Below are 24,125 nucleotides of genomic sequence, written 5' to 3'. Positions count from 1 at the left end.
TTTGCCCCGGAAACCCCGTGCGTCCGTCCATCAAACAAGTTGCCCATCTGGCTGGCGTCTCCATTGCCACCGTGTCCCGGCTGCTCAACAAGCCCGGCTCGGTCAGTGCGGAGACCGCCGAGAAGATCCACCGCAGCATTGCCGAGCTGGGCTTCCGTCCCAATTTCACCGGCCGCAACTTGCGCGCCGGCAATTCGCGCACGGTCGGGGTGGTCGTGCCGACCCTGTCCAACACGGTCTTCGCCCAATGCCTGCAAGGCATCGAGCTGGCGGCACGCGCGCTGGACTACTCGGTCATGTTCACCACCACCGAATACCTGCCCGAAGACGAATCGGCGGCGGTGGAGCTGCTGCTGGGCCATCGCGTCGATGGGGTGATCCTGACGGTGGCTGATGCCGGTGCCAATGCCACTCTGGACTTGCTGGAGCGCGAGCGCATTCCCTTCGTGCTGGCCTACAACCAGCTGGCGGCGGCCGATGCCGGGACCGCCATCCAGCGCGCCTCGGTGTCGGTGGACAACCGCGCCGCCGCCTGCGATGCCGTCACCCACCTGATCGGACTGGGGCATCGCCGCATCCAGATGCTCTCGGGACGCTTCAATGCCTCCGACCGCGCCATGCAGCGCTACTGCGGCTATCTCGATGCCATGCAAGCCGCCGGCCTGGCGCCGCTGCCGGCCATCGAGGTCGAGCGCCACACGCTCACTGCCGCCACCGATTACCAGCAGATGATGGCCGACCCGCGGCATCGCCCTACGGCCCTGTTCTGTTCCAACGACCTGCTGGCCCTGAGTGCCATGCGCGACCTGCGCGCACTGGGCTTGCAGGTGCCGGGCGATATCTCGGTGATGGGCTTCGACGGCATCCCTGTCGGGGCGCTGATGCAGCCGGTGCTGGCCAGCGTGGTGCAGCCTTCCGAGCAGATCGGCGATGTCGCCTTGCGTACCCTGGTCGATGCCATCGAGCGCGCGCTGCCTGCTGCTGTTGCTGCCTCCCTGCCTGTGGAGACGCCGGTGCCGGTCATCGCCGGGGTGCGCCACATCCTCCCGCATGCCTTGCGCGAGGGGGGATCGGTGGCGCCGCCCGCGCCGGCCTCTTGCTGATGCAGATGTCGTTGAAGAATTTGTTGTGCCCTCGTTGTTCAACCCTTAGGAAAGGATCAGACATGTTCCTGAAACGTGTTATTCAAACCGCTGCCGGCGCGCTGTTGCTGTCGGCTTCCCTGGCCGCTTCGGCCCAGACCGCGATCTGCTACAACTGTCCGCCCGAGTGGGCGGACTGGGCCGCGCAGATCAAGGCCATCAAGGACAAGACCGGCATCACCGTGCCGCCTGACAACAAGAACAGCGGCCAGGCCCTGGCCCAGCTGACGGCCGAGAAGGCCAGCCCGGTGGCCGATTTCACCTACCTGGGCGTGTCCTTCGGCATCGAAGCGAAGAACAAGGACCTGGTGGCCGCCTACAAGCCGGCCCACTGGAACGACATCCCCAACGGACTGAAGGATCCTGACGGCTACTGGGTCACCATCCACTCCGGCACCATGGGCATCATGGTCAACGTCGATGCCTTGAAGGGCAAGCCCGTGCCCAAGTCCTGGGCCGACCTGCAAAAGCCCGAATACAAGGGCCTGATCGGCTACCTCGACCCGGCCTCGGCCTTCGTCGGCTATGTCGGCGCGGTGGCGATCAACCAGGCCATGGGCGGCACCCTCGATGATTTCTCGCCGGCCATCACCTACTTCAAGAACCTGCAGAAGAACCAGCCCATCGTCCCCAAGCAGACCTCCTATGCGCGCCTGATCTCGGGTGAAATCCCCATCCTGCTGGGCTATGACTTCGACGCCTACCGCGCCAAGTACAAGGACCACGCCAACGTGGCCTTCGTGATTCCCTCGGAAGGTACCGTCACCGTGCCCTACGTGGTCTCGCTGGTGAAGAACGGACCGCACCAGGCCGAAGCGAAGAAGGTGTTGGACTTCCTGCTGTCCGACCAGGGCCAGGCCATCTGGGCCAACGCCTACCTGCGTCCGGTACGTGCCTCGGCCATGTCCAAGGAAGCGGAAGCGCGTTTCCTGCCGGCTGCCGAATATGCCCGCGCCAAGTCGGTGGACTACGGCAAGATGGCCGAAGCCCAGCGCAAGTTCGGCGAGCGCTACCTGGCTGAAGTGCGTTAAATGCAGATCGCAGGAGCAAGCATGAAGAGCATGATCCCCTCCGTCCCCGTCAGGCCAGCGGCTGCGCGTGCGCGCTCGGCGGGCAATGGCGTGTGGCTGTGGTTCGCCGTTCCCGGCCTGACGATCTTCTGCGCCTTCTGGCTGCTGCCCATGGTGCGGCTGGTCGGCGTGGGTGCCTCCGGGCCGGACGGTGCCATGGCCTACCTGTCGGTGCTGACCAACCGCCATTACTTCATCAGCCTGGTGTCCACGCTGGTGCTGTCGGCTGTGGTCACGGTGGTGACGCTGGCCATCTCGGTGTTCGTCGGCTTGTTCCTGCAACGTAATCGTTTTCCCGGCCAGTCGGCATTGCTGGCCATGCTGACGTTCCCGCTGGCGTTTCCCGGCGTGGTGGTCGGCTTCATGGTCATCATGCTGGCGGGGCGCCAGGGTCTCATCGGCGCCTTCACCACCTGGCTCTTCGGCGAGTCACTGGTGTTTGCGTATTCGCTGGCGGGGCTGTTCCTGGGTTACCTGTATTTCTCGATTCCGCGCGTGATCCTCACCGTCGTGGCTGCCGCCGAAAAACTCGATCCCTCGCTGGAAGAAGCCGCGCGTTCGCTCGGTGCCAAGCCCTGGCAGGTGCTGCTGCACGTGGTGCTGCCTGCACTGCTGCCGGCGCTCATTTCCTCGGGTGCGATCTGCTTTGCCACCAGCGTCGGCGCCTTCGGGACCGCCTTTACGCTGGCGGCCAATATCGATGTTCTGCCCATGACCATCTACAACGAATTTACCGGCTATGCCAACTTTGCTACGGCGGCCTCGCTGTCCATCGTGCTGGGCGTGATCACCTGGGCGGTGCTGGCGCTGGCGCGTTCGCTCACCGGCAGCGGCGTGGCCGCAGCGGCTTGAGGAGTGGCCATGCAGAATCGTTTGCGTTTTTACGTTCAATTGGGATTCACGCTGCTGGTGTGCGCCTTCCTGGTGGTACCGGTGGTGCTGTCGATGCTGGCCGGCGTGACCGAGAATTTCTTCGTCGGCTTGTCCAGCGGGCTCACGCTGCGCTGGGTGGCGCAGGTGTGGGAGATGTACCAGCCCACCATCTGGCGTTCGCTCATCATTGCGCTGGCCTGCCTGGCGGTGACGCTGGTGGCCGGTGTGCCGCTGGCCTACATGCTGGCGCGCTATCGCGGCGGACACAGCCGCCTGGCGCGCGTGATCGAGGAGCTGCTCATGATGCCGGTGGCCGTGCCGGGCCTGGCCACCGCACTGGCGCTCATCATGGCTTACGGCCAGTTGCGCGAGTTCCGCGCCAGCATCCTCTTCATCCTGGTCGGCCACGTGATCTTCACGCTGCCCTTCATGGTGCGCCCGGTGCTGGCGGTGATGCAGTCCTCGCAGCTGGCCCAGCTGGAAGAAGCCGCTGCCAGCCTGGGGGCGGGGCGGATGCGCCGCTTCTTCGGCATCGTCATTCCCAATGCCGCCTCGGGCATCCTGGCCGGGGCGCTGATGGTGGTTACGCTGTCCATCGGCGAATTCAACATCACCTGGATGCTGCACACGCCGCTGACCCAGACCCTGCCGGTGGGCCTGGCCGATGCCTATGCATCGATGCGGCTGGAGGTGGGATCGGCCTATACGCTGATCTTCTTTTTCATGATCATTCCGCTCCTGATCGGCATGCAGTGGGCGACCCAGGCAACACGCAAGAAAGTCAGTCTATGAAGCCCAAGCAAGAAGCCGTTTCCATCCGCCTGCAGCAATGCGCCAAGTCCTTTGCCAATGGCACCCGCGCGCTGCAGCCGCTGGACCTCGATATCCATCCCGGTGAAACCCTGGTCCTGCTGGGCCCCTCGGGCTGCGGCAAGACCACCACGCTGCGCATGATCGCCGGGCTGGAGTTTCCCGATGAAGGCGGGCGCGTGTTCTTCGGCGATGAAGACGTGACCGCACTGCCCATTGAAAAACGTGGCGTGGGCATGGTGTTCCAGAACTACGCGCTGTTCCCCAACATGAGCGTGGGCGAGAACATCGCCTACGGCATGAAGATCCGCAAGATCCCGGCCGGCGAACGTGCCGAGCGGGTCGAACGACTGCTGGAGATGGTGCACCTGCAAGGCCTCTCGCACCGTCGCGTGGACCAGCTTTCGGGCGGCCAGAAGCAGCGCGTGGCACTGGCCCGCGCACTGGCGATGGAGCCGCGCGTATTGCTGCTGGACGAACCGCTCACGGCACTGGACGCCAAGCTGCGCGAAGCCGTGCGCAGCGACCTCAACAAGCTGCTGCGCAGCCTGGGCATCACCGCCATCTATGTCACGCACGACCAGGGCGAGGCCATGGCGCTGGGCGACCGCATCGTGGTCATGGAGCGCGGCAAGATCTCGCAGATCGGTACCCCCCAGGAAATCTACTATCATCCCGCCAATGACTTCGTGGCCGATTTCATCGGCGCGATGAATCGCGTGCAAGGTATCGTTTCGGGAGATAGGTTGTTGTTGCCCACCGGTAGCCTGCCGCTGCTCGACAAGCTCGATGCCGCCAGCCAGGGCCAGGAGGCTTGCGCCATGTTCCGTCCCGAGGATGTGCAGGTGGTGGACATCACCGAAGCCGACGGCCAGTGCGTGCGCGGCAAGCTGCTCAACACGTTTTTCCTGGGTGACCGCACCCGCTTTGAAATCGAGATCGGCACGGAGCGGCCGATCATCGCCGAGACCAGCCGCCGTGGCTGGTGGGAAGCCGGGCAGCAGATCGCCATCCGCGTGCCGGCCGAGGCACTGGTAAAACTGGCGCCGCGCGCCGAGAAGGAGACCGCATGATCCTGGGACAGATTTCCGACCTGCACATCAAGACCGATGGCAAGAAATCCTATCGCGTGGTGGATACCGCCGAAGCACTGCGCCGCTGCGTGCGGCAAGTCAATGCACTGAAGCAGAAGCCGGACGTGCTGGTCATCACCGGCGACCTGGTGGACTTCGGCAAGCCCTCCGAATATGCCTGCCTGCGTGAGTTGCTGGCACCGCTGGCCATGCCCTATTACCTGTTGCCGGGCAACCATGACGAGCGCAATGCGCTGCGCGCGGCTTTCCCGGAGCACGCCTATCTGCAGCAGGGCGGTGAGCGCATCGAGTATGTGATCGAAGACCATCCGGTGCGCATCATCGCGCTCGATACCGTGATCCCGCGCGCCAGTGGTGGCGAGCTGGCCGCCTCCAGCCTGCTGTGGCTGGACGACGTGCTGGCACAGCAGCCGGAGCGTCCGACCGTCATTGCCATGCATCACCCGCCTTTCACCACCGGCATCGGCCACATGGATGACATGGGCCTGGCCAATCCACAGGCGCTGGAAGCGGTGGTGCGCAAGCACCCGCAGGTCGAGCGCATCCTGTGCGGGCACCTGCATCGTTCGATCCAGCGACGCTTTGGCGGGACGCTGGCTACGACCTGTCCGGGCGTGTCACACCAGGTGCAGCTGGACCTGGATCCGCAAGCGCCTTCCTGCTTCGTGATGGAGCCGCCGGGATTCCAGTTGCACTGGTGGGATGCGGCTGCAGGGAGCCTGGTCAGCCATACGGCCTTCATCGGGGAATTCGATGGGCCGTATCCGTTTTATGATGGGGATGAATTGATCGACTGATCGACTGATCGACTGATCGTTGATCAACGGGGCGAGTGATTGATCTCTTTGGGAGATCAATCAGGGCCGCCGCAGCGATGGAGTAGATGAATGGAAAACGGCAATATCACTTCCACACCAGCGCAATGACCGGCGGCTCGTCGTAATCCTCGCAGCGGTCATTGATGGCCGTGCAGCAGAATTCCACGTCTTCCACCAGGTCCGGCAGGCGCTTGTGCAGGTCGACGCTGTGGCTGATCTCGATGGTCAGCACTTCCTTGGGTTTGAGCCTGAACTTGCACATGCCATCTTCATCGCGCAGGTAGGACAGGCAATCGACCCAGGCATCCATGTTGCGGCCATAGAAATCCGGGAAGCCGAAGGCGGCTGCGCTCTCGGTATGGAAACTGTCCCAGTCGGTGATGCGGTCGCCCGCCAGTTGTACGGTGGCCATGCCTGCTCTCTTTCAGTTTGCTTGTCTGTTGCTCTTGCCGCCGCCCTTGGGATCGGTGACGAAACCCAGCTTGGTCAGCCCCGCACCCTGCGCGGCTGACATTACTTCGGCGATCATTTCATAGCGGGTCGACTTGTCGGCCCGCAATTGCAGCTCGGGCTGCGGTTTCCTGGCTGCAGCCGTGGCCAGCCGCGCATCCATGTCCGCTTCGCTGACCGGCTGGTCGTTCCAGTACAGCTTGCCGGCCGCATCGATGCCCAGGGTGATGGTCTCCGGTTTTTCCGGGGCCGGGTTGGACTGCGCGGTGGGCAGGTCCAGCTTCAGGGCGTGGGTGAACATGGGCGCGGTGATGATGAAGATCACCAGCAGGACCAGCATCACGTCCACCATCGGGGTGACATTGATGTCGGCCATCGGGGCCGAGTTCTGGTTGTCGTTGAATCCGCCGAAACTCATGTGGGACTCCTCTCGGATCGGGTGTCGGAAAAATTATTTGCGCATGCCGCCGACGCGCTCGCCGGTGGTCAGGTACGCATGCAGGTCGTGCGCGAAGCCATCCAGTTCGGCCAGCACCACGCGGTTGATGCGGGTGAAGGCGTTGTAGGCCAGCACCGCCGGGATCGCGACCAGCAGGCCCAGCGCGGTCATGATCAGCGCCTCGCCCACGGGACCGGCAACCTTGTCGATCTGCACCGTGCCGCTGGCCGAGACCGCCACCAGCGCGTGGTAGATGCCCCACACGGTACCGAAGAGGCCCACGAAGGGCGCGGTCGAGCCGACCGAGGCCAGCAGCGTCAGGCCGCGTTCCAGGCGCGCAGAGACGCGGTTGATTTCGCGGCGCAGGGTGCGCGTGATCAGTTCGCCCGGATCGGTGGCGGCGTTGAGCGAGGGCGTGCCCTGCTGGCGCGTGCCGATGTCGGCCGCTTCAGCGGCGCGTTCGGCCATGGGGGTGTAGATCTGTTCGCTGTCCAGGCGCTGCATGGCGGCGGTGGCGTCGGCCAGGGTCGGGGCCTGCCAGAATTGTTCCAGGGCATTGCTGCCACGGCGGATGCGCCAGGCGGCCCAGGCCTTGGAGAGGATGTAGAACCAGCTGGCGATCGACATCAGCAACAGCAGGTAGGCCACCGAGTGCGAAACGGCATCGCCTTGGGCCCAATAGTGGGCAAATCCAACGTTCTGTTCCATGGTAGGTGCTTTCGGGAAAGACGCCGCGCTGGCGGCAGGGAGTCAATGAAAGTTGGCTGGGGGAGAGTCGCTTGGAGCGGCGGCCCCCAAAAAAATTCGCTGCCGGACCTGGTGGGGCGCGGCAGCGTCGGGCATTTCCTGTGGTGGCGGGCTCGGCTTACTTGAAGCCCAGCACATCCTGCATGTCATACAGGCCGGTGTCCTTCTCGGCCAGGAAGCGTGCGGCACGCAGGCTGCCCATGGCGTACGAGACGCGGCTGGACGACTTGTGCGAAATCTCGATGCGCTCGCCGATACCGGCAAAGAGCACCGTGTGGTCGCCGATGATGTCGCCGCCGCGCACGGTGGCAAAGCCGATGGAGGACGGATCGCGTTCACCGGTGACGCCTTCGCGTGCATAAACCGCGACGTCGTCGAGCTTCTTGCCCAGCGCATCGGCGATGACTTCACCCATCTTCAGGGCGGTGCCGGAGGGGGCGTCGACCTTGTGGCGGTGATGGGCTTCGATGATCTCGATGTCGTAGCCGTGCGAGAAATTCTTGGCGGCCAGTTCCAGCAGCTTCAGCGTGACGTTGACGCCCACGCTCATGTTGGGTGCGGCCATGATGGCGGTACGCTTGGCGAATTCGGTGATGGCCGCTTTGCCTTCGGCTTCGAAGCCGGTGGTGCCGATGACCACCTTCACGCCATGGGCGGCGCAGTATTCCAGGTGTTTGAGCGTGCCTTCCGGGCGGGTGAAGTCGATCAGTACATCTGCGCCAGCCAGGCCGCGCGCCAGGTCGGACTCGATGACCACGCCGGTGGTCTTGCCCAGGAACAGGCCGGCATCGGTCCCGATGGCGGGCGAGGCGGGCGTATCCAGGGCGCCGGAGAGCTTCAGGCCCTCGGCGTTGAGGATGGCTTCGATCAGCATGCGGCCCATGCGCCCGGAGGCGCCGGCCACGGCGATATTCAATGCAGTCATGTGAAACTTGGAAGGAAGAAGTGCGAAGGACAGGTCTGGCCCGGCTTACTTGTTGGTGGCCGAGGAAGGCGCCACCGGCGAGGCCGGTTTGATCTCGCTGTCGTCCTTGGGTTTGTCGCTGAAGCTGGCCTTGGCGCCGACCTTGGCGTCGGTGATCAGGGTCAGGTATTCGCTTTCGGTGGGCAGGTTCTGGCCGCCTTCGACGTGATCCAGCAGGTCATCCTTGAAGAATACCGACACGCGGCTGGTCATGATCTCGCCGTTGCCCTTGGCCAGGCGGAAATCGTAGTCCCAGCGATTGGCGTGGAACATGTCGGTCAGCAGCGGCGTGCCCAGCACGAAGCGCACCTGGTCGCGCGTGAGGCCGGGGCGCAGTTGCGCCACCATTTCCTTGGAGACGAAGTTGCCTTGCTGGATGTCGATGCGGTAGGGCTTCAGGAAGCCGAACAGGCTGTTGCTCTTGCCGGTCACCTTCACGCCCGAGGTATCGGTGGGTGCAGCCTGTTCCGGTGCCTTGGTCGAGGAGCAGCCGGCCAGCGAGACGGCCAGTGCAGCCAGGACGCCGACGGCGGTGGTGTGATGACGGGACTTCATTCGGGAAAGCATGCGCATAAAGATTTCAACCGGGTTGAGCCATGAGCCTAAAGCACTATATGATAAGCTAGAACTTACTTCTTAAATAGGCATGAGTGCGTTCCGGGTGTAAAAGGGTGTTCCCCACCGCCCCGCCGGAATGGTCCGCCAGGTCTTCCCAGTGGACCGTCGCGCCTGTTCGAGACCAGTAAAACCCCGGGAACCCACTCTACCATGCCGAACAATCCATCCGAACTGAAGGCCAGCGGCCTGAAGGCGACCCTGCCGCGCCTGAAGATCCTCGAAATCTTCCAGAACACCTCCGTGCGCCACCTCAGCGCCGAAGACGTCTACAAACAATTGCTGTCCGACAACCTCGACGTCGGCCTGGCCACCGTCTACCGCGTGCTGACCCAGTTTGAACAGGCCGGCCTGCTCCAGCGCAATCACTTCGAGACCGGCAAGGCCGTCTTCGAACTCAACGAAGGCTCGCACCACGATCACCTGGTCTGCCTGGATTGCGGCAAGGTCGAGGAATTCTTCGACGCCGAAATCGAAAAGCGCCAGTTGAAGATTGCCCAGGAGCACGGTTTCGAGATCGCCGACCATGCCTTGGCCCTCTACGGTCATTGCAAAAACTGCAAGAAAGTGAAGAAATAAGCCAGCCATCGCTTCCTGGCCGGATTTGAGCAAGGCAGCGTGAAGCAACATGCAAAAAAGCCACGTGCGGTCGCGCGTGGCTTTTTTGCGTTCTGGCGGGATGGTTGTGCTGGCCGGGCTCAGTGCTGGCTCAGCGCGCTGGAGAGCAGTTTGGCGGTGATGTCGACGATGGGAATGACCCGTTCGTAGGCCATGCGGGTCGGCCCGATCACGCCCAGGGTGCCGACGATGCGGCCGTTGACCTCGTAGGGGGCGGTGACGATGCTCATGTCGTCCATCGGCACCAGCTGGGATTCGCCGCCGATGAAGATCTGTACGCCGGTGGCCTTGCTGGACACATCGAGCAGCTGCAAGAGCCCGGTCTTCTGCTCGAACATGTCGAACAGGCGCCGCAAGGAATTCATGTTGGAAGACAGGTCGGTCACCGACAGCAGGTTGCGCTCGCCGGAGATGACCACGTTGTTGTCGGCCTCTTCGTTCATGGCGTCGCTGCCGGCTTCGACGGCGGCCTGCATGAGCGCGGTCATGTCGTCGCGCAGCTGGCGCAGTTCGCCTTGCAGGTGGATGCGCACCTGGTCGAAGGACTGGCCGGCGTAATGCTGGTTGATGTAGTTGGCGGCCTGGGTCAGCTGGCTCGGGGTGTAGTCCACCTCGGTCAGCAGCATGCGGTTCTGCACGTCGCCGCCCTGGTCGACGATGACCAGCAGGATGCGTTTTTCGGATAGCCGCAGGAATTCGATCTGCTGGAACATCGATTCGCGCTTGGGCGTCATCACCACACCGGCGAACTGCGACAGCGAGGACAGCACCTGGGCTGCATTGGTGATGATCTTCTGGGGCGAACCGCTGTGCTGCAGCCGCGCCTGCAGGCGGCCTTCGAGGGCGCTCTCGTCGATGGCCTCGACGGTGAGCAGGGTATCGACGAACATGCGATAGCCGCGCGGCGTGGGCACGCGGCCTGCCGAGGTGTGCGGGCTTGCGACGAAGCCCATCTCTTCGAGATCGGCCATGATGTTGCGGATGGTCGCCGGCGACAGTTCCAGGCCCGACAGTTTCGACAGGGCGCGCGACCCTACCGGCTGGCCGTCGGCGATGTACCGTTCGACCAGGGCCTTCAGGAGTGTGCGGGCGCGGTTATCGAGTTGCATGGGGCATATTCTAGCGGCATATCCGGCAAATGTGACGGCCGCGTCAGTTCTTCCAAAAATTGAACAAAGGTTCAGGCTTGCGCCTGCAGCCAGTCGTGCAGCTCATGCAGGTCGCGGCAGATGGCGTCGGGGGTGATGCCTTCGGGCAGGGTGCGCTCGAAACGGTTCATCCACACTGCCCGCAAACCGGCCCGCTGCGCGCCTTGTACGTCCAGCAGCGGATCGTCGCCCACATACACCGTGGCCGCCGGAGCGACCTGCAGTGCCTCGCAGGCGGCGTGGAAGATGGCCGGATCAGGTTTGGCGCGGCCGAAGCGATGGGCGGCGATCGAGACCCCGAAGTGCCCGGCCAGGCCGATGCGCTCCAGGTCGGCAAAGCCGTTGGAGACCGAGCCCAGCGTGAGCCGGTCTTTCATGCGCAGCAGTGCCGGCTCCACGTCATCGAACAGCGCCACCGTGCTGCGCGCCTCGGAGAACAGGGCCATGGCCGGGTCGACCAGCGCCAGGTCCACGTCATGCTCGCGGAAGACATCGGAAAGCGCCGTATGGCGCAGCTTCCAGAGGTCGATACGATACATGGGATCGGTCTTCATCAGGGCCATGCGGCGTTCGCGCAGGCTGGCAATCGTATGGGCCGCTACCACGGCGGGCGCATGCTCGCGCAGCCAGTCGTAGAGCAGGCCTTCGGCGCGCACCAGCACCGGCTCGATGGCCCACAGGGTATCGTCGAGATCGAACAGCACCGCCTCGATGGGGGAGGGGGCGGGCGAGGAGGGCAGGGGGGAAGCGCTTGGTTTCATTACAATGTCATCTCAAATTATGGTCTAATCCGCAGCATGTGGCCCATCAAATTACCCGTTCAGGCAGCCGTACCCAAAACCGTCGCCATCGTCGGCAAGTTCCAGGCCGTCGGCATCGCGCAGATCTTGTCGGACATCGCGGTGTTCCTGGAATCGCACGGCCACACCGTGGTCTTCGAGTCCGAGACCGCCGAGAACATCGCCCTGCAAGGCTATGACAGCATGACGCCTGAGCAGATCGGACATCACGCGGACGTGGCCATCGTGGTCGGCGGCGACGGCACCATGCTCGGCATTGCACGCCAGCTGGCGCCCTACAACGTGCCGCTGATCGGCATCAACCAGGGCCGCCTGGGCTTCATCACCGATATCGCCCAAGACCGCATGATACCGGCTCTGGCCGACATGCTGGAAGGCAAGGTCGAAGCCGAGTCGCGTTCGCTGCTGGAGGCGCGGGTCTACCGCGAAGGCAGCGAGATCTTCCGCGCGCTGGCCTTGAACGATGTGGTGGTGGCGCGTGGCTCCACCTCCGGCATGGTCGAGCTGCGGGTAGAGGTCGATGGCCGCTTCATGTACAACCAGCGTTCCGATGGCCTCATCGTGGCTACGCCCACCGGTTCCACCGCCTATGCCTTGTCGGCCGGCGGCCCTATCCTGCATCCCAGCCTGCACGGCATCGTCATGGTGCCGATTTCTCCGCATTCGCTGTCGAACCGCCCCATCACGCTGTCGGATTCCTGTGAGATCGTGATCCAGGTGGTGGCCGGGCGCGAGGTCAGCGCCAACTTCGACATGCAGTCCTTGACCAGCGTGCTGCATGGCGACCGCATCGTGATCCGCCGTTCGGCGCACAAGATCACCTTCCTGCATCCCGAGGGCTGGAGTTATTTCGATACCCTGCGCGAGAAGCTGCACTGGAATGAATACCCCTCCATAGAAGGCCGATTACAATAAGCGCGCATCGAGCCCGGCCATTGCGTGCCGGCTCGCTTGAGCATACTGGCCTGTCCGTCCAACCCGCTGCGAGACCACCATGCTGCGTACCTTAACGATTCGCGACTTCGTGATTGTCGATGCCATCGAGCTCGAATTCGCGCGCGGATTTTCCGTCTTCACCGGCGAAACCGGCGCCGGCAAATCCATCCTCATCGACGCCCTGGCACTGGCCATGGGCGGGCGGGGCGATCCCAGCGTGGTGCGCGAGGGCGCGGCCAAGGCAGACGTGAGCGCCGACTTCACCGCCACGCCGGAAGTGATGGCCTGGCTGGACGAACACGAATTCACCGGCGAGCACGACGGCGTGCTGCTACGCCGGGTGATCGACAATGCCGGCCGCAGCAAGGCCTACATCAACGGCAGCGCCGCCACCGCCGCGCAATTGCGCGAAGTCGGCGAGATGCTGGTGGACATCCACGGCCAGCATGCGCACCAGTCGCTGATGAAGGCCGATGCCCAGCGCCAGTTGCTGGACAGCCAGGCCGGTCTGCTGGAGCCGGCGCGCGAAGTGGCTGCGGCCTACAAGACCTGGCGTGCCCTGGCCCGCCAGCGCGAACAGTTCGAGCAGGATGCGCGCAATGTGCTGCTGGAGCGCGAGCGCCTGGAGTGGCAAGTGGCCGAACTGCACAAGCTGGCCGTCAAGCCCGGTGAATGGGCCGACATCAGCACCGAGCACAGCCGCCTGTCGCATGCCGCGGCGCTCATCGGTGGCGCGCAGGAGGCGCTGGGCGTGATCTCGGAATCGGAGTCGCCGATCCTCTCGCAACTCTCCTCGATCACGCAGAAGCTGACCAAGCTGGTCGATGTTGATACGGCCTTGAAGCCGGTGCTCGACGCGCTGGAACCGGCGCAGATCCAGCTGCAGGAAGCGGTCTATGCCTTGAATGATTATCTCGGCCGCGTCGAACTCGATCCCGCGCGATTGCAGGAAGTGGAAGAGCGCCTGGAAGCTATCCATTCGACCGCCCGCAAATTCCACGTGCAGCCCGATGAGCTGCCCGAGGAGCATCGCAAGCTCTCCGAAGAATTGAAGCAACTGGCCGACGCCAGCGACCTCGATGCCCTGCGCGCGCAGGAAGACAAGCTCAAGGAAGCCTATCTGGCCCAGGCGCAGAAACTCTCCAAGGCGCGCGCCAAGGCCGCTGCCGCCTTGGGCGAGGCGGTCACCGCCGCCATGCAGGACCTGTCGATGGCCGGTGGACGCTTCGAGATCGCGCTCAATGCAGTGGAGCCGGCGGCATACGGCCTGGAGCAGGTGGAATTCCTGGTGGCCGGCCACGCCGGCGTGGCGCCGCGCGCCCTGGCCAAGGTGGCCTCGGGCGGTGAGCTGGCGCGCATCTCGCTGGCCATCTCGGTGATCGCCTCGGCCGCCACCACGGTGCCGACCCTGATCTTCGATGAAGTCGACAGCGGCATCGGCGGTGCCGTGGCTGAAGTGGTCGGGCGATTGTTGAAGCGCCTCGGCCAGGAACGCCAGGTGCTGTGCGTGACCCACTTGCCGCAGGTGGCCAGCCAGGCCAACCAGCACTACCAGGTCAAGAAGCGTAGCGAGGGCGGCAAGACCCTCTCCGACATCGACGGGCTGGACCCCAAGGCGCGCGTGGAAGAAATCGCCCGCATGCTGGGCGGACTGGAAATCACGGCCACCACGCGCAAGCATGCGCGCGAGCTGCTGGCGTCCTGACCGCCTTCACACCAAGAACATCAAGAAACCCAAGCGCAACGACCATGCCCTTCCGCAAAGAACCTCCCTACACCCATGGCAGCCCGGCCTCCACCGCCGTGGTGCTGGTCAATCTTGGCACGCCCGATGCGCCCAACGCGGGCGCGCTGCGGCGCTACCTCAAGCAATTCCTGTCGGATCCGCGCGTGGTGGAAATCCCGCGCGCGGTGTGGTGGTTCATTCTCAACGGCATCATCCTGCCTTTCCGTTCCTCCAAGTCGGCCGAGAAATACGCCAGCATCTGGACCGAGGAAGGCTCGCCACTGCGCGTGCACACCCAGCGCCAGGCTGCCGCGCTGGCGGTGCAGCTGGCCGGGCGCGGTCATCATCAATTGCAGGTGGTGTATGCCATGCGTTACGGCACGCCTTCGCTGCCCGAAGTGCTGGTTCAGCTGAAGCAACAGGGCTGCACGCGCATCCTGGTGTTGCCGGCCTATCCGCAGTATTCGGGTACGACCACCGCTTCCATCTTCGATGCCGTCTTCGATCATTACCGGCAGGTGCGCAACATCCCCGAGCTGCGCCTGATCCGCAACTATCACGACCAGGATGCCTACATCCAGGCGCTGCGCCAGTCGGTGCTGGACCATTGGGACCTGCACGGCCGGCCGGACAAGTTGCTGATGAGCTTCCACGGCGTGCCCAAGCGCACGCTGATGCTGGGCGATCCTTACCATTGCGAGTGCTACAAGACGGCGCGCCTGCTGGCGAAATCGCTGGGGCTGACCGATGAGCAGTACCAGGTCACCTTCCAGTCGCGCTTCGGCAAGGCCGAATGGCTGCAGCCCTATACCGCGCCCACCGCCCAGGAACTGGGCCGGCAGGGCGTGCGCCGCATCGACGTGATGTGCCCCGGCTTCACCAGCGACTGCCTGGAAACCCTGGAAGAAATCGCCATGGAAGTGAAGGAAGACTTCCTGCATGCGGGCGGCAAGGAGTTTCACTTCATCCCTTGCCTGAATGAATCACCGGCCTGGATCAACGGCATGGTGGAGATCGTCGAGCAGCACTTGGCCGGCTGGCCGACCATGAGCAATGCGGCCGCCCGTGAAGAGATGGCGCGCCAGCAGGCGATCGCCGCAGAGCGGGCGAAGGCACTGGGCGCGGATCGCTGATTTTTCAGGAAGCTTCATATCGGCCGCCGACCTCGGGCGGCCAACCGACGTCAGCCTGCTAAAATGGCAGGCTGAACGCCTTTACTGTCGCCGATGTTGTCTGTCCGGCAACGATCTTGCCTGGTGCAGGGCGACCAGATTGTTCATACAAGAAAAAACCGGGGGGTAGCGTCGCTCAGAGCGTGTATTCGCTCACCAGATGCGTATAGCTGATCCAGGCGGTCGCCAGCAGGCTGTACAGGGCAACGAAGATAATGGCCGCAATCAGTGGCAGTTTCATGATGACACCTTGTTGGCGCGACAAGCGATGAGGGGAAGTGGGAATGCCGTCAAACGAGCCTGCCCCAAAGGGCGAGAACTCGAATTCAGTTTAGGTCGGGCTCGAATTAACTTGAAGTCAGACCCCGTAATTTCTGTAAGCGCGCGTAACATTTTTCTTCTTGAAATCGCAGAAATAGGCAAAAAGTCGCCGGAAAGTGCCAAAAAGCCCTTGAAAAAGCAGGGACATGCCCTACTTGTGCCGCATCCCTTGGCGGACGGCGCTTCACATCAGGCTGCCGCACGCACGTAAATCATTGATTTGTTGGAGGTAATTCAGGAATGCAAGACATGGAAAAACAGGAAAACCCATCCGTCCAGCAAGACAACCAGGCTGCTGACGCCGCTGCTGCTGCCACTGCCGCCGAGCAGGCCGCTGCGGCTGCCGCTGCCGAGCCCACGCTGGAAGACAAGCTGGCCGCAGCCGAAGCCCGTGCTGCCGAGATGCAGGACGCTTTCCTGCGTGCCCGTGCCGAAGGCGAGAACATCCGCCGCCGTGCTCAGGAAGACATCGCCAAGGCCCACAAGTTCGCCATCGAGGGCTTCGCCGAGTCGCTGCTGGCGGTCAAGGACAGCCTGGAAATGGCCCTGAAGATCGAAAACGCCTCGCTGGAATCGCTCAAGGAAGGCGTGGACATGACCTTGAAGCAACTCTCCTCGGCCTTCGAGAAGAACAAGCTGCAGGAAGTCAGCCCGCAAGCCGGCGAGAAGCTCGACCCGATGAAGCACCAGGCCGTCTCGGCCGTGCCGGCCGAGCAGGAAGCCAACACGGTCGTTGCCGTGCTGCAAAAAGGCTATATGATTTCCGACCGTCTGCTGCGTCCTGCGCTGGTGACGGTGGCCCAGGGAAAGTAAGCGGACCGGCGCCGGAAGGGGAAAGAGGCAAAAGGCATCATTTTTGCTTGTTCCGGTGGTTTCGGCGCTTGAAAGTCCATCTTTCCTCCACATATTCAAACCATTCAAAACACCTGTAGCCCGACATCCAGGGCTGAAAGAACGAAGGAAAAATCATGGGAAAAATCATTGGTATTGACCTGGGCACCACCAACTCTTGCGTTTCCGTCATGGAAGGCAACCAGCCCAAGGTGATCGAGAACTCCGAAGGCGCGCGTACCACGCCTTCCATCATTGCTTATCAGGAAGACGGCGAAATCCTGGTGGGTGCACCCGCCAAGCGCCAGGCCGTCACCAACCCGAAGAACACCATCTATGCCGCCAAGCGCCTGATCGGCCGCAAGTTCACCGAGAAGGAAGTGCAGAAGGACATCAACCTGATGCCCTACCAGATCGTGGCCGCCGACAATGGCGATGCCTGGATCGGCGTGCGCGACAAGAAGCTGGCCCCGCCGCAGATTTCCGCTGAAGTCCTGCGCAAGATGAAGAAGACCGCCGAAGACTACCTGGGCGAAGAAGTCACCGAAGCCGTCATCACGGTCCCGGCCTACTTCAACGACGCCCAGCGCCAGGCCACCAAGGATGCCGGCCGCATCGCCGGCCTGGACGTCAAGCGCATCATCAACGAGCCGACCGCAGCCGCGCTGGCCTTCGGCCTGGACAAGGCTGAAAAGGGTGACCGCAAGATCGCCGTGTATGACCTGGGCGGCGGTACTTTCGACGTGTCCATCATCGAAATCGCTGACGTCGATGGCGAAAAGCAGTTCGAAGTGCTGTCCACCAACGGTGACACCTTCCTGGGTGGCGAAGACTTCGACCAGCGCCTGATCGACTACATCATCGAGGAATTCAAGAAGATCAACGGCCTGGACCTGTCCAAGGACGCCATTGCCCTGCAGCGCATCAAGGCTTCGGCCGAACGCGCCAAGATCGAGCTGTCGTCCTCGCAACAGACCGAGATCAACGAGCCCTATATCGCCATGGCCAATGGCGCACCGGTCCACCTGAACCTGAAGATTACCCGTGCCAAGCTGGAGTCCCTGGTTGAGGAACTGATCTCCAAGACCATCGAACCCTGCCGTACCGCCATCAAGGATGCCGGTGTGAAGGTGTCTGACATCGACGACGTGATCCTGGTCGGCGGCATGACCCGCATGCCCAAGGTCATCGAGAAGGTGAAGGAATTCTTCGGCAAGGATCCGCGCCGTGACGTGAACCCCGACGAAGCCGTGGCCGTCGGTGCCGCGATCCAGGGTTCGGTCCTCTCGGGCGACCGCAAGGACGTGCTGCTGCTGGACGTGACCCCGCTGTCGCTGGGTATCGAAACCATGGGCGGCGTCATGACCAAGATGATCAAGAAGAACACCACCATCCCGACCAAGTTCAGCCAGGTGTTCTCCACTGCCGACGACAACCAGCCGGCCGTGACCATCAAGGTCTACCAGGGCGAGCGTGAAATGGCCGTGGGCAACAAGGCCTTGGGCGAATTCAACCTGGAAGGCATCCCGCCGGCACCGCGCGGCACCCCGCAGATCGAAGTGACCTTCGACATCGACGCCAACGGCATCCTGCACGTGGGCGCCAAGGACAAGGCCACCGGCAAGGAAAACAAGATCACCATCAAGGCCAACTCGGGCTTGAATGAAGAAGAGATCGAAAAGATGGTGCGCGACGCCGAGGCCAACGCCGAGGAAGACAAGCGCCTGAAGGAATTGGCCGAGACCCGCAACCAGGGCGATGCGCTGGTGCACTCGACCAAGAAGGCCCTGGGCGAATACGGCGACAAGCTGGAAGCCGGCGAGAAGGAAGTCATCGAAGCTGCCATCAAGAACTTGGAAGAAGCCCTCAAGGGTGACGACAAGGCCACCATCGATGCCAAGACCGAAGCCCTGTCGACCGCGGCGCAGAAGCTGGGCGAGAAGATGTACGCCGACCAGCAGGCGCAAGCCGCTGCGGCCGGTGGCGCTGCGGGTGCCGCAGGTGCCCAGGCGGGTGCCGCCGGTGCCGCACCGAAGGACGACAACGTGGTCGACGCCGACTTCAAGGAAGTGAAGTAATCCGGGACTGATGCCTCGATTTACCTGAGGTCAGCGCTCGCGCCCGGGTGCGGTTTTTCCGCAGCCCGGGCGGATTTTTGAGAAGCATCCACCCGGCCGGGTTGTTTTTTCGGCCAGGCCGGTACGCCGAGTCCGCAGTCAAAAGCTGAACTCGGCTTTTTCACATTGTTGGTTTCCGGTCGTGCTTGCGCGGCCGCAGATGCAGGCCATCGCAGCAGCGACGGAACACAATAACAAGGTGGGTTATACAACATGGCAAAACGCGATTTTTACGAAGTGCTCGGACTGGCGAAGAACGCCAGCGACGACGAAATCAAGAAGGCTTATCGCAAGCTGGCGATGAAGTACCATCCTGACCGTAACCCGGACAGCAAGGGTGCGGAAGACAAGTTCAAGGAGGTCAAGGAAGCCTACGAGATGCTGTCGGACCCGCAGAAGCGCGAGGCCTACGACCGCTACGGCCATGCCGGCGTCGATCCCAACATGGGTGGCGGCGGCGGTGCCGGCGCGGGCGGCTTTGCCGATGCCTTCGGCGACATCTTCGGTGACATCTTCGGCGGCGGCGGTGGTCGTGGCCGCAATTCCGGTCCGCAGGTCTATCGCGGCGCCGACCTGCGCTACAACCTGGAAATCACGCTGGAGCAGGCTGCCCACGGTTTCGACACCACCATCCGCGTGCCCTCCTGGGACCAGTGCGATACCTGCCACGGCAGCGGCGCCAAGCCCGGCACCTCGCCGGTCACTTGCACCACCTGCGGCGGTCACGGCCAGGTGCGCATGCAGCAGGGCTTCTTCAGCATCCAGCAGACCTGCCCCAAGTGCCACGGCAGCGGCAAGATCATTCCGGAACCCTGCACCACCTGCGCCGGCGCCGGCCGCATCAAGCGCAACAAGACGCTGGAAGTGAAGATCCCCGAAGGCATCGACGACGGCATGCGTATCCGCTCCTCCGGCAACGGTGAACCGGGCGTCAACGGCGGCCCTCCAGGCGACCTGTATGTGGAAATCCACATCAAGCCGCACGACGTGTTCCAGCGCGATGGCGACGACCTGCATTGCGAAATGCCGATCTCCTTCGCCAAGGCGGCACTGGGTGGCGAGATCGAAGCCCCGACCTTGAATGGCAAGGCGTCCTTCTCCATTCCCGAGGGCACCCAGAGCGGCAAGACCTTCCGCCTGCGTGGCAAGGGCATCAAGGGTGTGCGTTCCGGTTACGCGGGTGACCTGTTCTGCCACGTCGTGGTGGAAACCCCGGTCAAGCTGACCGATCGCCAGAAGGAACTGCTGCGCGAGTTCGAGCAGCTCACCACCGAAGGCGGCGCCAAACACAGCCCGCAGACCAAGACCTGGAAGGACAAGGTCAAGGAATTCTTCGAGTAAGCCGCCGCTGCGACAGCAGCATCTTGCGCGACCAGCCGCAAAGCAAAAGGCCAGCGACATCGCTGGCCTTTTGCTTGTCCACAGGCTTCATCAAGCCATCAGAAGCAATGCTCCTGCGCCGGGAAGCTGCCGTCCTTGACGGCCGCCACATAGTGCCGCATTGCCTCCTCGATGCCGTTGGCCCCGTCCATGAAGTTGCGCACGAAGCGGCTCTTGTGGCCCGGGAACACGCCCAGCATGTCATGCATCACCAGCACCTGGCCCGAGCAATCAGGGCCGGCACCAATGCCGATGGTGGGGATGGCCAGGCGGTCGGTCACTTCCTTGCCCAGCGTGGCCGGTACCGCTTCGATGACCACCAGCGAAGCGCCCGCCTGCTGCACCGCCAGCGCATCCGAATGCAGTTGCGTGGCGCCATCGCTGGTCTTGCCCTGCACCTTGAAGCCGCCCAGCTGGTGCACCGACTGCGGCGTGAGGCCAATGTGCGCGCACACGGGAATGCCGCGCTCGGTGAGGAACTTGATGGTATCGGCCAGCCACACGCCGCCTTCGAGCTTGACCATCTGCGCGCCCGCCTGCATGAGCAGCGCGGCGTTGCGGAAGGCTTCCTCGCGGGTCGGGTAGGTGCCGAAGGGCAGGTCGGCGATGATGAGCATGGTGCGGGTGCCGCGAGCGACTGCCGCCGTGTGATAGGCCACATCCTGGATCGTCACCGGCAGGGTCGAATCATGGCCCTGGCAGACCATGCCCAGGGAGTCGCCGATCAACACCGTTTCCAGCCCGGCGCGCTCCATGAGCGTGGCGAAGCTGGCGTCATAACAGGTCAGCATGCTGATCTTGTCGCCCTTGGCGCGCATCGCCTGCAGGGTGTGGGTGGTCACCGGCTTGGCGCGTGCCGCGCCCGATTCCTGAAGATAGCCTGCCATGAAAGATTCAACCTCCGTGATTGAGAAAGGCGCGCGGCCCGTGCATCTCCTGGATGTGCTGCAGCAGGATGGCCAGATCGGCGTCGCTGCGGGCCGGATCCAGGTGCTCGGTGTTGACGGTCAGTACCGGCGCGTCTTGGTAATGATAGAAAAATTGACTGTAGCACTCCGACAGCCGTTGCAGGTAATCCAGGGAGATGGCTTCCTCCATGGCGATCCCGCGTGCGGCGATGCGGGTCTGCAAGACATCCGGGGGCGCCTGCAGGTGGATCACCAGGTCCGGTACGCGCGCCCGTGGCTGCAACTGGCGATACAGGGCGTCATAGAGCGCCAGTTCATCCCCGGCCAGGGTCAGCTGGGCGAACAGGATGTTCTTTTCCAGCATGAAGTCGGCCACGAAGCGCCCCTCCAACTGCGCCGGATCCAGCGGTGCCTGCAACTGCCCCATGCGCTGCAGGAGGAAAAATACCTGGGTCTGGAAGGCATGCCGTGCGGCATCCCGGTAGAACTCGGCCAGGAAGGGATTGCCCTCCGGCTGTTCCAGCAAGGCCTGCGCGCCCCACAGCGTGGACAGGCGCGTGGCCAGCGAAGTCTTGCCAGCCCCGATGGGGCCGTCGATTGCGATGTAGCGGTAGCTTTCCAGTTCCATGGCTTCTTTCCCCCGGCGCGCCGGGTGCGGCATTGTAGTTGATTTCACCCCGGGCGACGCTGGTCGCCGGATGCGATTGTTGTTAATTCTTTGTCAATATCTGACCGATTGTCAGGTAGTGCAGACAACTCAGGCGGAATTTGGCCCTTATTCCACGCAAGGCAAGACAGCGCCAAGCAGCACAATAGGCTGTGGCTTGGTGCGCGCAGGGTAGACCGGCGGGGCGGCGAATTAGTGCCAGAAGCGGCGCTTGAAGCGGCTTTGCCTCGTCCTGCCCGGCATGAAGTCGCCCGAACTGCCCAAGAAGCGCCAGTTCCTGCCGTAAACATCGATGGGGCAGGGTGCGTCATCCTTGGTCCTGCCGTTTTTGATCCGAGCTGAAACAACCAACAGGAAAACGTGGCTGTGAAATCGCTTCGCAATATCTTGCCGGTGCTGTGCCTGGTGAATCTGCTGCTGTTCATGATGCTGGCCCAGCACTGGTGGCTGGGTCTGCTGGTGGGCCTGCTGATCGGCGGCGCCTTCTACCTGACATGCCTGCCTGTCCCAGCCGTGGCGGCACAGCCGGTGCTGGCGCAACCGATGCCGATGCCTGTGCCGGTCTCCGCCGAGCCGGTGCTGGCCGCTCAGGCGCCGGCGTCGGTGGTTGCCGCCAGCGCGCCGCTGGCCGATTTGTTGCGCGAAGTGCTGCCGGTGTGGCAGGGCAATGTCCAGCTGGCCCGGGCGCAGACCCAATCGGCCATCGACAGCCTGACCGCCCGTTTTGTCGGCATCCACGAGCGCCTGGGCGGCGCACTGGACCCGGCCAGGCATGGCACGAATGGCGAAATCCTGCAGACCGTACAGCACGCTGCCGAACAATTGGGTGCCATTGCGACGGCACTGGAAGGCATGCTGGCCTCGCGCCAGGTGCTGGTGACCAAGTTCGACAGCCTCATGGCCGCCAATGACGAGATTCGCCGCCTGGCGCAACAGAACGAGCAACTGGCGGGCCAGACCGGCGTGACCGACCTGCTCAGCGACGAACAGAGCTGGCAGGAACTGGCCGAGCGTTCGGCCGAGAACAGCCGCCAGATTGCCGCCCGCGCCAAAAGCGCGCGCCAGCAGATCATGGCGGCCATCGGTGCTACCGGGGACGCCACCGCCAGTACCGAAGGTATCGCCGAGAATTCGCGCGCCGTGATCGACCAGATCATCGCCGACTTCCGCCACTCCGCCATGAAGCTCACCACGACCATGGAAGCGCTGGAAGACGAGGGGCGCGAAGTGGACCGCGAGGTCTGCGACATCCTGGTCCACCTGCAATTCCAGGACCGCATCAGCCAGATCCTCGACCACGTGCAGCAGGACATCCTGCGCCTGCGCAGCGCGGCCGCAGAGGCCCAGGCGCTGCCCTCGCCGCAGCAGTGGCTGGCCGATCTCGAAAAGACCTACACCACCCAGGAACAACGCCAGATGCACGCAGGCCAGCAGGGTCATCCCGCGCCACCGTCGCAGGTGGATTTTTTCTGAGACCCCGAGGAACCGAGATGGAAAAATGCATATTGATCGTCGACGATTCCTTCAGCCTGCGGCAGACCATCACGGCCGCCTTGAAGAGCGCCGGCTACCAGGTCGAAGAGGCTGCCGACGGCCGCGAAGCCCTGAAGAAACTCGATGGCCGCAAGTTCAACCTGGTCATCTCCGACCTCAACATGCCCAACCTGGACGGCCTGTCCTTCGTACGCGAGATGAAGCAGTTGCCGGCCTACAAATTTACCCCCGTGATCATGCTGACCACCGAAAGCAGTGAAGCGCGCAAGCAGGAGGGCAAGGCTGCCGGCATCCGCGCCTGGGTGCACAAGCCTTTCCTGCCGCCGGTGCTGCTCGATGCCGTGGCCAAGCTGGTGCAGCCATGAGACACAGGGACCGTTGAAGAGAATGCCGAGACCCCAAAGATGCCACTGACGTATTCCGTGCAAGAGGACAGCCTGCTGCTCACCGTGAGCGGCGGCCTGACCATTTTCCAGGCGGCCGAGCGCAAGCCGGAATTGCTGCACGCCCTGAGCTTGCCGCAGACGGAGGTGGTGCTGGACCTGGCCGGGGTCGACGAACTCGACACCGCCGGCATCCAGTTGCTGCTGCTGTTGCGGCGCGAACTGGTCAACGCCGGCCGCCGGCTGGAGATCGGCGCCTGCAGCCCGGCCGTACTGGCCGTGTTGGACCTGCTGCAATTGCATGAGCGATTCAGCCCCGCCGTGGAGCCCGCATGAAAAAGGACTCCGCCCGCGACGCCGTCGTGCAGGAAGCCCGCGAGCTGCTGGTGGCCATGGAAGCGGCCTTGCTGCAGATCGAGATGGAAGGTCCTTCGCGCGACAGCATCAACGCCATTTTCCGCGCCGCCCACACCATCAAGGGTTCAGCGGGCCTGTTCGCCTTCGACAGCTAAAGTGGACCCATCCGTCAAGACAGCGTTTGCCAGAATTTAAGCTGCATCCATGACTTCACTTGCAGCAGAACAGCGCTGCCCTGATCCTGC

At 63.3% G+C, this 24,125-nt stretch carries 25 protein-coding genes and 1 pseudogene; 17 read left to right on the top strand and 9 right to left on the bottom strand.

Features of this window, described 5'->3' with window-relative positions; genetic code table 11:
- Nucleotides 1-17 precede the first annotated feature (17 nt).
- The 6 genes from CEJ45_RS18060 (at nucleotide 18) to CEJ45_RS18035 (ending at nucleotide 5,786) form a co-directional block, all read left to right on the top strand.
- Nucleotides 18-1,103: a LacI family DNA-binding transcriptional regulator gene (locus CEJ45_RS18060; protein ID WP_088756418.1), complete on the top strand. Its 1,086-nt coding sequence runs from the start codon at nucleotides 18-20 to the stop codon at nucleotides 1,101-1,103.
- Nucleotides 1,104-1,165: 62 nt separating this feature from the next.
- Nucleotides 1,166-2,173, top strand: coding sequence for an ABC transporter substrate-binding protein (locus CEJ45_RS18055; protein WP_088756417.1), 1,008 nt, complete (start codon nucleotides 1,166-1,168; stop codon nucleotides 2,171-2,173).
- A 21-nt stretch (nucleotides 2,174-2,194) separates the two neighbouring features.
- A complete protein-coding gene (locus tag CEJ45_RS18050; protein ID WP_088756416.1) occupies nucleotides 2,195-3,064 on the top strand; it encodes an ABC transporter permease in 870 nt (289 codons plus the stop codon).
- A 9-nt stretch (nucleotides 3,065-3,073) separates the two neighbouring features.
- Nucleotides 3,074-3,877 carry an ABC transporter permease gene (locus tag CEJ45_RS18045; RefSeq protein ID WP_088756415.1) on the top strand — a complete coding sequence of 268 codons (804 nt, stop codon included), beginning with the start codon at nucleotides 3,074-3,076 and terminating at the stop codon, nucleotides 3,875-3,877.
- Nucleotides 3,874-4,968 (top strand): ABC transporter ATP-binding protein, encoded by a 1,095-nt coding sequence (locus CEJ45_RS18040; RefSeq protein ID WP_088756414.1) that lies wholly within the window; start codon nucleotides 3,874-3,876, stop codon nucleotides 4,966-4,968. The genes CEJ45_RS18045 and CEJ45_RS18040 overlap by 4 nt, the downstream gene beginning before the upstream one ends.
- Nucleotides 4,965-5,786, top strand: a complete 822-nt coding sequence (locus CEJ45_RS18035; protein ID WP_088756413.1) for a phosphodiesterase — start codon at nucleotides 4,965-4,967, stop codon at nucleotides 5,784-5,786. The genes CEJ45_RS18040 and CEJ45_RS18035 overlap by 4 nt, the downstream gene beginning before the upstream one ends.
- A gap of 106 nt (nucleotides 5,787-5,892) precedes the next feature.
- On the opposite strand, the gene CEJ45_RS18030 is transcribed toward CEJ45_RS18035, so the two are convergent.
- The 5 genes from CEJ45_RS18030 to CEJ45_RS18010 all read right to left on the bottom strand — a co-directional run bounded on the left by CEJ45_RS18030 (nucleotide 5,893) and on the right by CEJ45_RS18010 (nucleotide 8,962).
- Nucleotides 5,893-6,219 (bottom strand): barstar family protein, encoded by a 327-nt coding sequence (locus CEJ45_RS18030; RefSeq protein WP_088756412.1) that lies wholly within the window; start codon nucleotides 6,217-6,219, stop codon nucleotides 5,893-5,895.
- 12 nt (nucleotides 6,220-6,231) lie between these two features.
- Nucleotides 6,232-6,675: an ExbD/TolR family protein gene (locus tag CEJ45_RS18025; RefSeq protein ID WP_088756411.1), complete on the bottom strand. Its 444-nt coding sequence runs from the start codon at nucleotides 6,673-6,675 to the stop codon at nucleotides 6,232-6,234.
- Nucleotides 6,676-6,708: 33 nt separating this feature from the next.
- Nucleotides 6,709-7,404, bottom strand: coding sequence for a MotA/TolQ/ExbB proton channel family protein (locus CEJ45_RS18020; protein ID WP_034341031.1), 696 nt, complete (start codon nucleotides 7,402-7,404; stop codon nucleotides 6,709-6,711).
- 157 nt (nucleotides 7,405-7,561) lie between these two features.
- On the bottom strand, nucleotides 7,562-8,368 hold the full coding sequence (gene dapB / locus CEJ45_RS18015; RefSeq protein WP_088756410.1) for a 4-hydroxy-tetrahydrodipicolinate reductase: 807 nt from the start codon (nucleotides 8,366-8,368) through the stop codon (nucleotides 7,562-7,564).
- A gap of 45 nt (nucleotides 8,369-8,413) precedes the next feature.
- Nucleotides 8,414-8,962, bottom strand: coding sequence for an outer membrane protein assembly factor BamE (locus CEJ45_RS18010; RefSeq protein ID WP_088756409.1), 549 nt, complete (start codon nucleotides 8,960-8,962; stop codon nucleotides 8,414-8,416).
- Nucleotides 8,963-9,175: 213 nt separating this feature from the next.
- On the opposite strand from CEJ45_RS18010, the gene fur reads away from it, so the two are divergent.
- On the top strand, nucleotides 9,176-9,601 hold the full coding sequence (gene fur / locus CEJ45_RS18005) for a ferric iron uptake transcriptional regulator (RefSeq protein ID WP_034341048.1): 426 nt from the start codon (nucleotides 9,176-9,178) through the stop codon (nucleotides 9,599-9,601).
- Nucleotides 9,602-9,720: 119 nt separating this feature from the next.
- On the opposite strand, the gene hrcA is transcribed toward fur, so the two are convergent.
- Complete coding sequence (gene hrcA, locus CEJ45_RS18000) at nucleotides 9,721-10,749, bottom strand: heat-inducible transcriptional repressor HrcA (protein WP_088756408.1); 1,029 nt, start codon at nucleotides 10,747-10,749, stop codon at nucleotides 9,721-9,723.
- A 71-nt stretch (nucleotides 10,750-10,820) separates the two neighbouring features.
- Nucleotides 10,821-11,549 carry an HAD family hydrolase gene (locus tag CEJ45_RS17995; protein WP_088756407.1) on the bottom strand — a complete coding sequence of 243 codons (729 nt, stop codon included), beginning with the start codon at nucleotides 11,547-11,549 and terminating at the stop codon, nucleotides 10,821-10,823.
- A gap of 36 nt (nucleotides 11,550-11,585) precedes the next feature.
- On the opposite strand from CEJ45_RS17995, the gene CEJ45_RS17990 reads away from it, so the two are divergent.
- The 6 genes from CEJ45_RS17990 (at nucleotide 11,586) to dnaJ (ending at nucleotide 20,032) form a co-directional block, all read left to right on the top strand.
- Nucleotides 11,586-12,503 carry an NAD kinase gene (locus CEJ45_RS17990; protein WP_039785185.1) on the top strand — a complete coding sequence of 306 codons (918 nt, stop codon included), beginning with the start codon at nucleotides 11,586-11,588 and terminating at the stop codon, nucleotides 12,501-12,503.
- 79 nt (nucleotides 12,504-12,582) lie between these two features.
- Complete coding sequence (recN, locus tag CEJ45_RS17985; RefSeq protein ID WP_088756406.1) at nucleotides 12,583-14,229, top strand: DNA repair protein RecN; 1,647 nt, start codon at nucleotides 12,583-12,585, stop codon at nucleotides 14,227-14,229.
- Between the two features lie 44 nt (nucleotides 14,230-14,273).
- Nucleotides 14,274-15,383 (top strand): ferrochelatase, encoded by a 1,110-nt coding sequence (gene hemH / locus CEJ45_RS17980; RefSeq protein ID WP_088756405.1) that lies wholly within the window; start codon nucleotides 14,274-14,276, stop codon nucleotides 15,381-15,383.
- A 600-nt stretch (nucleotides 15,384-15,983) separates the two neighbouring features.
- Nucleotides 15,984-16,556: a nucleotide exchange factor GrpE gene (gene grpE / locus CEJ45_RS17975; protein WP_088756404.1), complete on the top strand. Its 573-nt coding sequence runs from the start codon at nucleotides 15,984-15,986 to the stop codon at nucleotides 16,554-16,556.
- 155 nt (nucleotides 16,557-16,711) lie between these two features.
- Entirely contained in the window at nucleotides 16,712-18,652 is a 1,941-nt protein-coding gene (gene dnaK / locus CEJ45_RS17970; protein WP_088756403.1) for a molecular chaperone DnaK, read from the top strand.
- Nucleotides 18,653-18,904: 252 nt separating this feature from the next.
- A complete protein-coding gene (dnaJ, locus tag CEJ45_RS17965; protein ID WP_088756402.1) occupies nucleotides 18,905-20,032 on the top strand; it encodes a molecular chaperone DnaJ in 1,128 nt (375 codons plus the stop codon).
- A 98-nt stretch (nucleotides 20,033-20,130) separates the two neighbouring features.
- Here the strand turns inward: dnaJ and panB are convergent, their stop codons facing one another.
- A complete protein-coding gene (gene panB / locus CEJ45_RS17960; protein ID WP_088756401.1) occupies nucleotides 20,131-20,958 on the bottom strand; it encodes a 3-methyl-2-oxobutanoate hydroxymethyltransferase in 828 nt (275 codons plus the stop codon).
- Nucleotides 20,959-20,965: 7 nt separating this feature from the next.
- Complete coding sequence (locus CEJ45_RS17955; RefSeq protein WP_088756400.1) at nucleotides 20,966-21,607, bottom strand: deoxynucleoside kinase; 642 nt, start codon at nucleotides 21,605-21,607, stop codon at nucleotides 20,966-20,968.
- Nucleotides 21,608-22,012: 405 nt separating this feature from the next.
- Between CEJ45_RS17955 and CEJ45_RS17950 the strand changes: the two genes are divergently transcribed.
- From CEJ45_RS17950 to CEJ45_RS17935, 4 genes and pseudogenes are all read left to right on the top strand, one after another.
- Complete coding sequence (locus CEJ45_RS17950) at nucleotides 22,013-23,119, top strand: chemotaxis protein (RefSeq protein ID WP_088756399.1); 1,107 nt, start codon at nucleotides 22,013-22,015, stop codon at nucleotides 23,117-23,119.
- 17 nt (nucleotides 23,120-23,136) lie between these two features.
- Entirely contained in the window at nucleotides 23,137-23,505 is a 369-nt protein-coding gene (locus tag CEJ45_RS17945) for a response regulator (protein ID WP_088756398.1), read from the top strand.
- Between the two features lie 39 nt (nucleotides 23,506-23,544).
- Nucleotides 23,545-23,859: an STAS domain-containing protein gene (locus CEJ45_RS17940; protein WP_088756397.1), complete on the top strand. Its 315-nt coding sequence runs from the start codon at nucleotides 23,545-23,547 to the stop codon at nucleotides 23,857-23,859.
- Nucleotides 23,856-24,032 (top strand): annotated as a pseudogene (locus CEJ45_RS17935) (Hpt domain-containing protein); the annotation flags it as partial. The gene CEJ45_RS17940 and the pseudogene CEJ45_RS17935, both read left to right, overlap by 4 nt.
- Nucleotides 24,033-24,125: the final 93 nt, after the last annotated feature.

Origin of the sequence: Herbaspirillum aquaticum (genome assembly GCF_002213425.1) — a bacterium.
Classification (GTDB): Bacteria; Pseudomonadota; Gammaproteobacteria; order Burkholderiales; family Burkholderiaceae_D; genus Herbaspirillum; species Herbaspirillum aquaticum.
This window is presented reverse-complemented; position numbering and strand designations above follow the sequence as displayed.